Raw genomic sequence first — 13591 nt, forward strand, 5'->3', positions numbered from 1 at the left:
TTCTACTTATCGGCAAAACTGCGCCAGACTATAGCCAGTTCCGGCGAAAAGCCAATTTTGCCCCGTTCCGGGCGTAGATACCCCATGCGATGATCACGTCCAACCATGGCTAACGAAACGAACGTCCCAACTCCAAGACCGACCACCCTCGAAGGCTGGGTAAAGCTGCTCGAGGGCGTACACCTGCCGGTGCCACAGGCCAGCCACGACCTGGTCTGCAAGGCGATTGGCGACAGTCGCCGCTCGCTGCGTGACATCGCCGAATTGATGCAGGACAGCCCCGCGCTGGCCCTGAGTGTCATTCGCGAAGCCAACCACCACACGCACGGTACCCTGGCGGAACCGGCGGAAAACCTTGAGGTGGCCATCAACCGCCTCGGCCTCAAGCGCACCGAAGAACTGCTTGCTCGCCTGCCCTCACTGCCGGGGCAGCAGATTCCCTTGGCCCTGCGCCAGTTGCAATTGATCAGCCAGCACGCCACGCAACAGGCCAACGGTTTTTTTGCCAGCCGCCTGGCGCGGCTGTGGCAAGACATCCATTGGGGCAGCCTGCTGTTCCTGTCACCGCTCTGGCCGCTGGCCCTGACTCATCCACGACTGCTCGGGGAATGGGAGCTGCGCGTCGTTCATAAAGGCCAGCCAGCCGGCGAAGTGGAGCGTGAACTGTTCGGCGTCAGCCTGCTGAAAATCTGCCTGGCATTGGTGGAGACCTGGCGCCTGCCGATCTGGGTAGCGCAGGGCTATCGCCTGCTGCTCAACGAGCGTCGCGAACTGGTCAAAGTGCTGCGCATTGCGCGCGACAGTGAGCATCCACTGCGCCAACAGAATCGCCTGGACGACGACCCGACCCTGCGGCGCTGGCTCAATCAGCCAGCCAACACCGTGCTGCTGGCCAACGGCCTGGCACTTTCGGCACAGCAGGCGTGGGACAGCCCGCACAGTGCCCGCTGGCAATACCTCACCAGCCTGTATCTGCAGATGCCGATGGACGACATTCAGCAACAGCTTCACCAACAGGCCGCCAACAGCGCGCGTCAGCACGCCATGCCGGACCTCTGGCATCCCGCCGTGGCGCTGATCTGGCCGCCGGGCAGCAAGCGGGTCCACCCAGGTTTGCTGCCCGCCGCCCCGCCCAGCGCCCAGGACCTGAGCCAATGGCGCAAACAATGCGCCGCGTTGCTGGTGGAGCCGAGCCCGTTCCGCAACGCCATGCACCTGACCACCTCGGCACGGGATGCGCTAGCGGCATGTGGCATGCGCCGGGTCATGATCTTGATGGCCGACCGCAGCCAGACCAGCGTGCGCGTGCATCAGATTGCCGGTTTGCCCAAGGAAGCGGCGGCCATGAGCTTCTCCATCAGCCAAAGCAAAATCCTGCAACGATTACTTGCCCAGCAGGCCCAGGTTCGCCTGACCCCGCAAAACAACGCCCAATATTCGGCATTGCTGCCAGCGGGCCTGCGCAGCCTGTTTCGCGGCGAACACTTGCTGCTGCGCTCTCTGACCTGTAACGGTCGAGTGATTATGCTGGTGGTGGTAGACCAGGGCGGCGGACCGTTTTCGGATGTGACGGTACAAGCTTTCGGTAAAACCGTGCAGTGCATCGAGCGCGCCCTGCACAGCTTCACCAACCGCGGCCGCTGAACTTGCTACAATCCTTTCCCTTTGCGCCCCAGGAGGCCTCACATGCCTGACTTCTCTGGCTTGCCGCTGGTAATCGAACCGAGCGAACTGCGGCCGCGCCTCGATGCTCCCGAGCTGATTCTGGTGGACCTCACCAGCGCGGCCCGCTACAGCAACGGGCACATCCCCGGCGCGCGTTTCGTCGATCCCAAGCGCACGCAACTGGGTCAGCCTCCGGCCCCAGGCCTGTTGCCGGCAAAAGCCGACCTTGAGGCGCTGTTCGGCGAACTCGGACACAACCCCAACGCCGTCTACGTGGTGTATGACGATGAAGGCGGTGGTTGGGCCGGGCGCTTCATCTGGCTGTTGGACGTGATCGGTCATTCGAATTATCACTACCTCGACGGTGGCTTGCTGTCCTGGCTGGATGAGGGCCTGCCGGTGTCCACTGAAATGCCCGCGCCCGGCGCAGGCCCGGTGAGCCTTGTGCTGCACGACGAACCCACTGCCACCCGCGAATACCTGCAAGGCCGTCTCGGCGCTGCCGACCTCGCCATCTGGGATGCACGCGGCCCGCTGGAGTACTCCGGCGAAAAAGTCGTCGCGGCCAGGGGCGGCCATATTCCCGGCGCGGTGAACTTCGAATGGACCGCCGGCATGGACCCGACGCGCAACCTGCGCATTCGCAAGGACATGCCCGAAATCCTCGGACAGTTGGGTATTACACCCGACAAGGAAATCGTTACCCACTGCCAGACTCATCACCGCTCTGGCTTCACCTATCTGGTGGCCAAGGCGCTCGGTTATCCGCGAGTCAAAGGCTATGCCGGTTCCTGGGGCGAATGGGGCAACCACCCTGACACCCCGATCGAGCTTTGAAGATTCCTAAGGACATTTAATGAAGAACCGCTTGTTCATCCTTTCCCAATACCTGCTGCCGCACCACTTGCTGTCGCGCCTCGCCGGCTGCATCGCCGAATGCCGCGTGCGCTGGTTCAAGAACGCCTTTACGGCCTGGTTCGCCAAGCGCTACCAGGTGGATATGTCCCAGGCCCTGGTGGAAGACCTGAGCGCCTACGAGCACTTCAACGCCTTCTTCACCCGCGCGCTGAAAGACGGTGCCCGCCCCCTGGATCAAACCCCAGGCGCGATTCTGAGCCCCGCCGACGGCGCCGTCAGCCAGCTCGGCCCGATCGAGCATGGCCGCGTGTTCCAGGCCAAGGGCCACAGCTTCAGCGTGCTGGAACTGCTCGGCGGCGATGCGGCCAACGCGGCGCCATTCATGGGCGGCGACTTCGCAACGATTTACCTGTCGCCCAAGGATTACCACCGCGTGCACATGCCGTTGGCCGGCACGCTGCGGGAAATGGTCTACATCCCGGGGCGCATTTTCTCGGTCAACCAGACCACTGCCGAGAACGTTCCGGAGCTGTTCGCCCGCAACGAACGCGTAGCGTGCATTTTCGACACCGAACGCGGGCCGATGGCCGTGGTGCTGGTGGGTGCAATGATCGTGGCGTCCATCGAGACGGTCTGGGCCGGCCTGGTGACACCGCCCAAGCGCGAACTCAAGACCTTCCGTTATGACGAAGCCGCCCGTGCGCCGATTCACCTGGAGAAGGGTGCCGAGCTGGGCCGTTTCAAACTGGGTTCGACCGCTATCGTGCTGTTCGGGCCGGATCAAGTGAAGTGGACCGAAGACCTGGTAGCCGGCTCGCCGGTGCAGATGGGTCAAGGACTGGCATTACCCAAGGCTTGATCACCGAGGCAGCGACGTGAGTCGCTGCCATCGCCGGCGGTCTTCCCCCACGCCTTGGAAACCTCAGCCCTGGCTCCCATTCACTGCCCCTGGAATAGGTATGACACGTTCGGTTTTTACCAGATACACCGTGCTAGTTCTGATGATCGGATTCACCGTACACCTGACAGGGCTACTCTTCATCACTGACGGCAGTAGCTACACGACGATTTCCAACCTGAGCCTGTTCCTGCCTGCATTGCTCTTGTGCATTGTCGACGCACGCCTGCGCCAAAGCCTGATGCAGAAACGCTATTGGCCGGTCCTGCTGATGCTGGCCTTCTCATTGCTGATCGCATTCCTGAACCCCGGCTCATCGACATCCGCCTTCTCGCAGTTCAAAACCGTGCTCTACGTGACCTTGTATCTCGGCACTGTGCATATACTGGCTCGAGAGGGGCTGCTTGAAAAAAGCCTCACGTTTGCCTTCGCCGTGGCAGGACTCTTTGCAATCGCAGGCCTGCTGATTCATTTCGTACAGCAAGACCAGAACATCTTTTTCATGGGCGGACGCTTGTTCAACCTGGGATATGGCGACTACGCGAATTTCAAGAACCCGATCATCGCTGCGCTGTACTACGGTTTTTTTGGCATCTACGGGTTCCACCTCCTGCTGACCAAACCCTGCGGGCCATGGCTCAGGGTCTTCTACATGGCGTGCGTGGCAGGTCTGTCGCTGTACCTGTTCTGCACCCTTTCAAGGGCCGTCTGGCTTGGGTATGGCCTGGCCATCTGCACCAGCGTGGTGTTCCAACACACACCACGAACAAGAAAATGGCTGTACCTCACAGGTGCTCTTTTTCTTGTGGCAGTTGCATGGTTATGGCCAGTCATCGTCGATCAGCAAAGTCGTGGATTCAGCCTTCGCGACCTGATCTGGGCTGGCTGGCTGAGCCGCATCGAAGAGTTCTGGCTATTCGGGGCCGGCGCGGGGAGCAATTTTGACATCTGCGTTTTGGAAACCCAATGCTACAACCAGGTGCACAACCTGTTCCTGCAGTTCTTTTATGAGTTCGGGGTCGTCGGGGCGGCGCTGCTGCTGCTGGCCGTTTTCCATGTCTTCATCTGCGCCGTTGACAGAAAAACCTGGATAAACCCTATAGGCTCGGCGGGTTTTCCTCTGCTTATCTTCGCAATAGTGACGGCCATGTTCGACTACCACACGGTATTCAACAGGCCCGGGGTCTATTGGATCGTCTTCTGGCTTCCTGTCGGGATCATTCTTTCCCAGCGTTTTTTACCAGGCCCTGCGTCTTGCAAAGAGGCTGTCGATGCTCATTGATATTTTCCGATCAGCCAAACGCTACTGGCATATCGAAATTCTTGGTGGCCTGGACAAACCGTTCAGATGGCGCCGGCTTTACCAGAAGTGCCAGCGCATCAACCGGTACCGCTATCTGTTCTGGTTTCGCCTGGCCTACGCCATGCATCAGCAGGACAGCAAGTTCTGGAGACGGCGCGGCAAACTGCTGAACGAGCGAATCAGTCGCCAGTTCAATGTGGAGATCATGCTCGGCGCCACCATTGGAGAAGGGCTTTGGATCGCGCACCCGAATGGAATCGTTATCACCTCGCACGCCGTTATCGGCAAAGACTTCAAGATCTGGCAGAACTGCACGCTGGGCATCAAGGGCCAAAGCGAGGCTGCGCTCTTGCGTATCGGTGACGGCGTCAGGGTACACGCCCATGCCTGCATCATTTCAGACGACTTGGAGCTGGGCGACAACGTGATCGTCGGCGCTGGCGCCTTCGTCAACAAAAGTATCCCGGCCAACCACTTGTATATCACCCGCAGCGTCGGCGAAATGAAAGCCTACGATCCCCAGTCAATGGGCCGTCTGCAAAGCTAGCGTGGCCGACCGGCGCTGCGGCGGTCGTGGACGCCGCGGGCGCCAGGTGTCGCCGCAGCATGATCTTTTGCCCACACCTGCTAGAGTTGGAAACATTCCCTTCATTTCCCGCCGGAGCCCATCCACGGCATGAATGAGACCAGCCCTCTCCAGTTACTGCGCGTCTCGACACCGACCCAGTCGCGCCTGTCCTTCTGCGATGCCACGCCACGCGACCTCAAGCGCTGGATCGGCAACCTGCCCAAGGCCAACATCGGTGAAACCGCGCGCCTGCTGTACCAGGCCCTCGGTGAACTGAACCAGTTGCTCACCCCGAGTGAAAACCGCCTGCAACTGCTCGAACTGTTGCGGCCCGAGGTTTATTACGTCTGCAAGCACCTGGAGCGACATTTCCTGCAACAGGCCATCGTGCTGGATGAGCGCTCGCGCAAGATCGTCAACCTGAGCCAGGCCCTGCAGACTCATTTGGCGATGGGATACAAACAAATCGTTGCGCGCATCTCGCCAAAATTCACCAAGGACCGGGCGCGCCTGCTGGCGACAGCGCTGCAACGGGCGATACATGCCCTCGACGGCACGCTGTTGCGAGCCAGCCAGCTATACAGCCCCGTGCCTGAAGGTTTATGGCTCGATTTGCACCAGCTGTACCGGATCGCCTGCCAGCACCGATTGCAGCACCTCAGCGTTGGCGATGAGCTGGCCAGCCAGGTCCCTCAATTGAATGCCGAGCAGACCTACGTCGTCGCCCTGCTGCTGGGCGCTTCGCGCAGCAACCAGTTACGCCAGAGCCAGATCGCCCGGCTGGCCGAAGTGCTGGAGCCGTGGAGTCAGAGCGTCAAGCTCGACCCGGCCCTCACCGCCGCTAGCCTGTTTGCGGTCGCACCGCAACTGGATGTAGGGCCGCGCTATCGCTCCAAATTTCGCGCCGAACAGCAACCGAGCCTGCAGGGGTTCGATCCCCAGCCCCTGGTGCGTGCCATCAGCGCTCACCTGGCGCAACCTGGCGACTCGTCCCTGGCGGTACCTGCCGGCATGAGTGCCGATACCTTGCATCATCTGCAAGCGGCCTGGGGCGAAGCCGCCGAACGCAGCTTCCAACGCACCGAAGGCAACGGCACGCTGACCCTGTGCGTGGGCATGAGCGCGCTGCACTATTACCTTGGGGGCGAACGTTCCTTCAGCGAAATCCTGAAGAACCCGGCCATGCGCAAGGCCCGATTCGAGGCCTCGCCGACCAAAACCAACGACACCTGGAACCAGGCGTTTGACGCCGCGCCAGCTGGCGACAGCGACCTCTTGCCCTACGAGGAAATCGAGTATCCGGTCAACCCGGCCGATGATGACGGCGCCAGTTCCGACAACCAGCATCATTTCCCGACCTTTGAGCTGCCGATCATCAATCACAGCCCGGGTGGGTACTGCCTCGGCTGGCCGAAGGAAGTGCCGGAGCAATTGCAGGCCGGGGAGATGGTCGGGATTCGTGACACCAGCGACCAGGCCTGGAGTATCGCCGTGGTCCGCTGGATCCGGCAGGTGCGCAACGGTGCGATGCAAATGGGCATTGAACTGGTAGCTCCCCATGCCCAGCCTTGCGGCGTGCAATTGGCGCGCGAGCAGAACGAGCAAGGCCACTACTTGCGGGGGTTGCTGCTGCCGGAAATCAGCGCGATCGACCTGCCGCCCACGATGATCGCTCCGCGCCTGCCCTTCCAGGAAGGCCAGCGAGTGTTGATCAATACCAACGGACAGGAAAGACGAGCCTCGCTGGATCGGCGCGTGACCAGCACCCACAGCTTCAATCAGTTTGCTTATCACCCCGAAGACTCAGGCACCGGCGGGGATGGCAGTGACAAGGAAGGCGATTTTGATTCGCTGTGGAAGTCACTCTAGGAAGCGACCCGCTCCCGTGGCGAGGGAGCTTGCTCCCGCTGGGCTGCGCAGCGGCCCCAAACCGAGCGACACGGTGTACCTGAAATAACGCGTCGCCTGGATTACGACTGCTTCGCAGCCGAGCGGGAGCAAGCTCCCTCGCCACAAGAGCGTATGCCCTGAAAATTGATGCAGGGCTCAAATCTGCCCGTCGCGATCCCTGAAGCCCAGCAAATACAGCACCCCATCCAGCCCCAGGGTCGAGATGGCCTGCCTGGCTGATTGCTTGACCAGCGGTTTGGCCCGGAACGCCACGCCCAGCCCGGCGATCGCAAGCATCGGCAAGTCGTTGGCGCCGTCACCGACCGCGATGGTCTGCTCCAGTCGAAGGCCTTCTTTCGCGGCCAGCTCACGCAGCAAGTCCGCCTTGCGCTGGGCATCGACGATCGGCTCGACAGCCACGCCGGTGACCTTGCCATCCACCACTTCCAGTTCGTTGGCGAACACGTAGTCGATGCCGAGTCTGGCCTGTAACTGTTTGGCAAAATAAGTGAAGCCGCCGGACAGGATGGCGGTCTTGTAACCCAGGCGCTTGAGCTCGGCGAACAAGGTTTCGGCGCCTTCGGTCAGGCGCAACGAGGCACCGATCGAGTCGAGCACATTGACATCCAGGCCTTTGAGCAACGCCAGGCGCTCCTTGAAGCTGGCGCGGAAATCCAGCTCGCCGGCCATCGCCCGCTCGGTAATCGCCGACACCTTGTCGCCGACGCCGGCAGCCTTGGCCAACTCATCGATGACCTCGGCTTCGATCAACGTCGAGTCCATGTCGAACACCGCCAGGCGACGGTTGCGGCGAAACAGCGAATCCTCCTGGAAGGCGATGTCAACGTTCAGCTCTTGCGCCACGCTGAGGAACTCGGCGCGCAAAGCCTGGGGATCGGCGGGTTCGCCGCGCACGGAAAACTCGATGCAGCCCTTGCCTTGATCGGCCGGAGTATCCAGCGGCATGCGCCCGGACAGTCGGTCGATATGGTCGATGTTCAAGCCGTATTGGGCAGTGATCGAACTGACACGCTGCAATTGCTCGGCGGTCACCTTGCGGGTCAACAGCGTCACGATATGGCGTTTCTTGCCCTGGCCAGCCACCCACTGTTGGTAATCTTCCTCGGAAACCGGGGTGAAACGCACCTGCTGATCAAGCTTGTATGCGGTGAACAAGATGTCCTTGAGCACCGATTTGCTGTGTTCGGCGTCCGGGATTTCAACCAGGATGCCAAACGACAGCGTGTCGTGGATCACCGCCTGACCGATATCGAGAATGTTCACACCACCCTGGGCCAGAACGCCGGTAATGGCCGCAGTCAGACCCGGACGGTCGCTGCCAGTGATGTTTATCAGGACGATTTCACGCAAGGCGCACCCCCGCAGGTGGAAAAAAACCGCATTCTACCCACATTCAGTGACCATCGGGCACCGCCAGTGCTTTGCCGGTCATGGGGCTGTCGCTATACTGCGCGTCAATTTCACGGACAAAGAGCCGAGCTCAGTGAACCGGCCCACGCCAGTCAAAACCGACAATTTCTTCCTGCTGATCTTCCGAGCATTGCGCCATCGCCGCGTGCCGATCGCATTGCGCATTGCCAGCCATAACGTGATTCTGGTCGCCTTGGCCCTGGTCATCTATGCCTGCGTGATGGGCCTGCAATTCAAGCAGGCCATGCACGAGCAGGCGGATGCCCTGGGCGAAAGCCTGACCACCCAGACCGCCACGTCCGCCACCGAGCTGCTGGTGTCCAACGACATCCTCAGTCTCAATGTGCTGCTCAACAACCTGACCAAGAACAAGCTGGTGGCCCACGCCGCCATCTACAGCGTGGACAACCGCATCCTCGCCGAGGCCGGCCAGCGTCCCAAGCCAGGCTTGCTCGGCGAAACCGGCGGCATGTACCAGAGCAAGATCACCTTCCAGGACGTGACCGCCGGCCAACTACGCATCAGCCTGGACATGGACCAGTTCCAGCAACCCATGACCATCAGCCTGCAAAGCATGGGCATCCTCAGCGCGATCCTGCTGGCATTGGCCCTGGCGTTGAGCTTGCGCCTGGGGCGGCATATATCCACGCCGCTGTTGCAGTTGCGCGTCTGGCTGCGAGACATCGACGAACACACGCCAGCCACCCAGCGCCAGGATGAAATCGGCGACCTGGCCCGGCAGCTGCACGCCAGCTTCGCGCCGGAGCCGGAACCCGTGCCGGAACCTGAAGACATCGACTACGTTGACGAGGACGATGCGGAGCCGGGCTTCGAAGTGCGCAACCTGCGCGACCCGGGGTTCGACGAAAGCGCGCCGCTGCCCGCTGCCCGCCCCGCGCCGCGACATGTGGTGCGCACTGTCGAAGACGACGATGACGACGAGGCCTTTGCCGATTTGCGCGACGATTCGATCGGCGCCGAACCACAACCGCTTGCCCGCCCTGTCGCCTCGAACCAGCCCCAGCACAGCGCCGTACTGGCCGTGCAACTGGGCGCCCAGGACCAACTGCGGCGCCTGCCCCAGGCTCGCCTGAAAGAACTGCTCGAACGCTATCGCGACTGCCTCGACCAGGCCGCATCGCTTTATCAGGGCGAACTGCACACCCTGAACGACGGCAGCACGCTGATGCTGTTCCACACCGAGGACAGCGGCGACGACTACCTGACCAACGCCATCTGCTGCGGCGAATTGCTGCGGGCGCTGGGTCATCAATTGCAGATCGAAGTCGCCGACAGCGGCATCACTCTGCAATTGCAACTGGGCCTGACCTTGGGCGATGGCTTGTTCGGCCTGAGCCAGATCGACCTGCTGCTGACCGAAACCGCCCAGGACGCCCTGGCCCTTTCCCAACACAGCCGCAACCTGCTGCTGGTGGAACGCAAGATAAATGACGACGCGCTGATCCGCCAACGCGCACGCATCCGTCCGATCGCCAGCCCCGAGGGCGCCTGCTGTGTGGAACGACTGATGGAGCCTTATCCGTCGATGCTGGAACGGCAACTGGCGCGGATGCATGAGCGCCAGGCCTGAGTTCCGTTGCCAGGCATAAACGAAGCCCGCAGATGAGTGATTGTCTGCGGGCTTTTTTATTGGCTTCGATGGCCTCTTCGCGAGCAGGCTCGCTCCCACAGTGGATCTGTGGCTTGCCGCCCTCCCCTGTGGGAGCGAGCTTGCTCGCGATGAGGCCGGCCCAGGCACCGGAATTCCAGCAGACAGACATGAAAAAGCCCGCATCAACGCGGGCTTTGTCTTGCATCCATACCAACCGTCAGAACCGGAACACTTCCATGTCCGTCCGAATCGGCAGGGCCATCGGAATCTTGTCCTTTTCCTTTCCTGCCGGCTTGGCCGGGGCGGGAGCGGGCTTGCGTGGAACTTCAGCGATAGGAGGCTGGTTGGCCAGCGGCTTGAGCGAGACGGACAACTGTTCGGCCAGTCGTTGCAGCAGCACACCCTGGGCCTGAACCTGCGCCGCCGTGGTGCCGGCGTGTTGCTCTTGCAGATGAACGATGCGGTTCTCACGCACCTTGCCGCGACGGTCAATCAACCGCCATTGGGCATCGAGTACCGCCGGTTGTGATTCACCCGAGTCCAGGCGGGTAATCGACAGCAGGACCTGCACATCCGGGGTGAAGCCTTGGGTAGCCGGCGCCAGCACCACGCGCTGACTGTCCAGGTGACCGGCGACCTGGCGCAGCAGCAGCTGGTCGATGTCCGAGGACAGGCTGCCGGCCCAACGACCGTCCGTGGCGGCTTGCAAGCTGCCGTCCGGTTGGCGTTGCAGGAGAGTTTCGCGTTGCAGGTAGTCGGCAATCAATACAGGGCCCAGCAAAACCGCCATGCCTGTGCTTTGCGCAGGCTGGGCCGGGGTACCGCTGTCCAACTGATACAGCGACACCGGCTGGTGCATGCTGCAACCCGCCAGGCCAAGCAGGCCGGCGAGCCACAAAATAGGTAGGCGCAGAGCAGTCATCGTCCCGTCCAGGTGGCAGCCACAAGGCTTACCACAGTGAAAATACTCGGTCATTATGAAGAACGCTCGGCCACGCCGGCGCTTGAAAGGGCCTATCATCCGTGAATATGCGTTCCGACTCCAGCGCCAAAGTTCCGATCTGCGGCTTTTAATCGCAGACCGAGCCCTCTAGCACGGTCAATTGAGGTTTTCGACGAGCAGTGCATCCACCCGTTGAAAACCCCTTGGAAGCTTGTTGCCCCGCCGACCGCGTTCACCTTTGTAATGCTCAAGATCGTCTGCTTTCAGTGAAAGCGTACGCTTTCCAGCCTGCAGCACAAGCGTGGCACCTTCAGGTAGCACTGCAATATCCGTGACAAATTCTTCGCGACTCGCCACCCGTTCGCCAGGAATCCCGATGATCTTGTTGCCTTTGCCTTTCCCAAGCTGTGGCAGGTCGCTGATTTTGAAGACCAGCAACCGACCTTCGGTCGTCACCGAAGCCAGCCAGTTGTTATCGCGATCGCTGACCGGGCGCGGGGCAATGACCTTGGCGTTGTTCGGCAGGCTCAACAACGCCTTGCCCGCCTTGTTCTTGGCTTGCAGGTCTTCACCCTTGACGACGAACCCGTAGCCGGCGTCCGACGCGATAACGTACAGCCCGTCATCATCAGGCATCAGCACACATTCAAAAGTTGCACCCGGCGGAGGTGTTAATCGTCCGGTCAGCGGTTCACCCTGGCCACGCGCCGATGGCAAGGTGTGGGCCGGCACCGAATAGCTGCGCCCGGTAGAGTCGATGAACACTGCGAACTGGTTCGAGCGCCCCGGCGCCAAGGCCTTGAAGCCGTCCCCGGCCTTGTAGGAAAGCCCGGCAGCGTCGATGTCATGGCCCTTGGCGGAGCGCACCCAGCCTTTTTCCGACAGTACAACGGTGACTTTCTCGTTCGGCAACAGGTCGTGCTCGCTCAAGGCCTTGGCCTCGGCACGCTCGACAATCGGCGAACGACGGTCATCGCCGTAGGTTTCGGCGTCCTTGAGCAACTCGGTGCGTACCAGTTTCTTCAGTTTGGCTTCGCTGCCCAGCAAGGCTTGCAGCTTGGCCTGTTCCTTGAGCAATTCATCCTGCTCGGCACGCAGCTTCATTTCTTCCAGGCGTGCCAGTTGGCGCAGGCGCGTGTCGAGGATGTAGTCGGCCTGGATTTCACTGAGGGCGAAGCGCTCGATCAGGCTGGCCTTGGGATGCTCCTCGGTGCGGATGATGTGGATCACTTCATCGAGGTTGAGGTAGGCAATCAGCAAGCCGTCCAACAGATGCAGGCGACGCTCGACCTTGTCCAGGCGAAATTGCAGGCGCCGACGCACCGTCTTGACCCGGAATTCGAGCCACTCCACGAGCAATGCCCGCAGGTTTTTCAGCTGCGGCTTGCCGTCCAGGCCGATGATGTTGATGTTCACCCGATAGCTGGATTCCAGATCGGTGCTGGCGAACAAGTGCTGCATCAGCGCGTCGTGATCGACCCGGCTGTTCACCGGAATGATCACGATGCGGCAGGGATTCTCGTGGTCGGATTCGTCGCGCAAGTCAGCAACCTGCGGCGCTTTCGACGGTTTTGCCTGCATCATCGCAGCAATCTGCTCAAGGACTTTTGCCCCGGAAACCTGATGCGGCAGCGCGGTGACGATAATGTCACCGTCTTCAACGTGATAGACGGCGCGCATGCGCACCGAACCGCGACCGGTCTCATAGATTTTCAGCAGATCGGCACGCGGCGTGATGATTTCCGCTTCGGTCGGATAGTCCGGGCCCTGGATATGTTCGCAGAGCTGTTCCACCGTGGCTTTCGGCTCGTCCAACAAGCGCACGCACGCTGTGGCGACTTCCCGCAGGTTGTGCGGCGGCACGTCGGTGGCCATGCCCACGGCAATGCCGGTGGTGCCATTGAGCAGGATGTTCGGCAAACGTGCCGGCAACACCAGGGGTTCATCGAGGGTGCCGTCAAAGTTCGGCCCCCAGTCCGCGGTGCCTTGGCCCAGCTCGCTGAGCAGCACTTCGGAATAGCGTGACAGGCGCGCCTCGGTGTACCGCATGGCCGCGAAGGACTTGGGATCGTCCGGCGCACCCCAGTTACCCTGCCCGTCCACCAGCGTGTAGCGATAGCTGAACGGCTGGGCCATCAGCACCATGGCTTCATAGCAGGCCGAGTCGCCGTGGGGGTGAAACTTGCCGAGCACGTCACCGACGGTACGCGCCGACTTCTTGTGCTTGGAATCGGCGTCCAGCCCCAACTCACTCATGGCATAGATGATCCGCCGTTGGACCGGCTTCAGACCGTCGCCTATATGCGGCAAGGCGCGGTCCATGATCACGTACATGGAGTAATTGAGGTAGGCATTTTCGGTGAAGTCAGCCAGCGATCGGCGTTCTACGCCGTCCAAGCTGTCTGCAAGAATGTCGCTCATGC

10 protein-coding genes are annotated in these 13591 nt (G+C 61.3%); 7 read left to right on the forward strand and 3 right to left on the reverse strand.

Going from position 1 to position 13591, the window contains the following annotated elements; genetic code table 11:
• Positions 1 to 105: 105 nt before the first annotated feature.
• The 6 genes from J3P84_RS24900 (at position 106) to J3P84_RS24925 (ending at position 7161) form a co-directional block, all read left to right on the forward strand.
• The gene (locus J3P84_RS24900) at positions 106 to 1644 is read left to right on the forward strand and encodes an HDOD domain-containing protein (protein ID WP_434626382.1); all 1539 of its coding nucleotides are present in this window, start codon (positions 106 to 108) and stop codon (positions 1642 to 1644) included.
• A gap of 42 nt (positions 1645 to 1686) precedes the next feature.
• The gene (locus J3P84_RS24905; RefSeq protein WP_434626384.1) at positions 1687 to 2502 is read left to right on the forward strand and encodes a rhodanese-like domain-containing protein; all 816 of its coding nucleotides are present in this window, start codon (positions 1687 to 1689) and stop codon (positions 2500 to 2502) included.
• 19 nt (positions 2503 to 2521) lie between these two features.
• Positions 2522 to 3382: an archaetidylserine decarboxylase gene (gene asd, locus J3P84_RS24910; protein WP_434626385.1), complete on the forward strand. Its 861-nt coding sequence runs from the start codon at positions 2522 to 2524 to the stop codon at positions 3380 to 3382.
• Between the two features lie 100 nt (positions 3383 to 3482).
• Positions 3483 to 4703, forward strand: coding sequence for an O-antigen ligase family protein (locus J3P84_RS24915; RefSeq protein WP_434626386.1), 1221 nt, complete (start codon positions 3483 to 3485; stop codon positions 4701 to 4703).
• Complete coding sequence (locus J3P84_RS24920; protein WP_305497220.1) at positions 4693 to 5271, forward strand: serine acetyltransferase; 579 nt, start codon at positions 4693 to 4695, stop codon at positions 5269 to 5271. The genes J3P84_RS24915 and J3P84_RS24920 overlap by 11 nt, the downstream gene beginning before the upstream one ends.
• A gap of 129 nt (positions 5272 to 5400) precedes the next feature.
• Complete coding sequence (locus tag J3P84_RS24925) at positions 5401 to 7161, forward strand: molecular chaperone (protein ID WP_434626387.1); 1761 nt, start codon at positions 5401 to 5403, stop codon at positions 7159 to 7161.
• Between the two features lie 177 nt (positions 7162 to 7338).
• Here J3P84_RS24925 and serB read toward each other — a convergent pair whose 3' ends face one another.
• Positions 7339 to 8553 (reverse strand): phosphoserine phosphatase SerB, encoded by a 1215-nt coding sequence (gene serB / locus J3P84_RS24930; protein ID WP_434626388.1) that lies wholly within the window; start codon positions 8551 to 8553, stop codon positions 7339 to 7341.
• A gap of 133 nt (positions 8554 to 8686) precedes the next feature.
• Between serB and J3P84_RS24935 the strand changes: the two genes are divergently transcribed.
• Positions 8687 to 10204 carry an AhpA/YtjB family protein gene (locus J3P84_RS24935; protein WP_434626389.1) on the forward strand — a complete coding sequence of 506 codons (1518 nt, stop codon included), beginning with the start codon at positions 8687 to 8689 and terminating at the stop codon, positions 10202 to 10204.
• Positions 10205 to 10442: 238 nt separating this feature from the next.
• Here J3P84_RS24935 and J3P84_RS24940 read toward each other — a convergent pair whose 3' ends face one another.
• Positions 10443 to 11147 carry a PqiC family protein gene (locus J3P84_RS24940; protein WP_305497225.1) on the reverse strand — a complete coding sequence of 235 codons (705 nt, stop codon included), beginning with the start codon at positions 11145 to 11147 and terminating at the stop codon, positions 10443 to 10445.
• 177 nt (positions 11148 to 11324) lie between these two features.
• A complete protein-coding gene (parC, locus tag J3P84_RS24945) occupies positions 11325 to 13589 on the reverse strand; it encodes a DNA topoisomerase IV subunit A (protein WP_305497226.1) in 2265 nt (754 codons plus the stop codon).
• Between the last annotated feature and the right edge of the window lie 2 nt (positions 13590 to 13591).

Source organism: Pseudomonas sp. Z1-29, assembly GCF_051131995.1.
Lineage (GTDB): Bacteria > Pseudomonadota > Gammaproteobacteria > Pseudomonadales > Pseudomonadaceae > Aquipseudomonas.

Excerpts from the sequence above, each read along its gene's own strand:
- J3P84_RS24900 (WP_434626382.1), top strand. The coding sequence starts at position 106 with ATGGCTAACGAAACGAACGTCCCAACTCCAAGACCGACCACCCTCGAA.
- J3P84_RS24905 (WP_434626384.1), top strand. The coding sequence starts at position 1,687 with ATGCCTGACTTCTCTGGCTTGCCGCTGGTAATCGAACCGAGCGAACTG.
- asd (WP_434626385.1), top strand. The coding sequence starts at position 2,522 with ATGAAGAACCGCTTGTTCATCCTTTCCCAATACCTGCTGCCGCACCAC.
- J3P84_RS24915 (WP_434626386.1), top strand. The coding sequence starts at position 3,483 with ATGACACGTTCGGTTTTTACCAGATACACCGTGCTAGTTCTGATGATC.
- J3P84_RS24920 (WP_305497220.1), top strand. The coding sequence starts at position 4,693 with ATGCTCATTGATATTTTCCGATCAGCCAAACGCTACTGGCATATCGAA.
- J3P84_RS24925 (WP_434626387.1), top strand. The coding sequence starts at position 5,401 with ATGAATGAGACCAGCCCTCTCCAGTTACTGCGCGTCTCGACACCGACC.
- J3P84_RS24940 (WP_305497225.1), bottom strand. The coding sequence starts at position 11,147 with ATGACTGCTCTGCGCCTACCTATTTTGTGGCTCGCCGGCCTGCTTGGC.
- parC (WP_305497226.1), bottom strand. The coding sequence starts at position 13,589 with ATGAGCGACATTCTTGCAGACAGCTTGGACGGCGTAGAACGCCGATCG.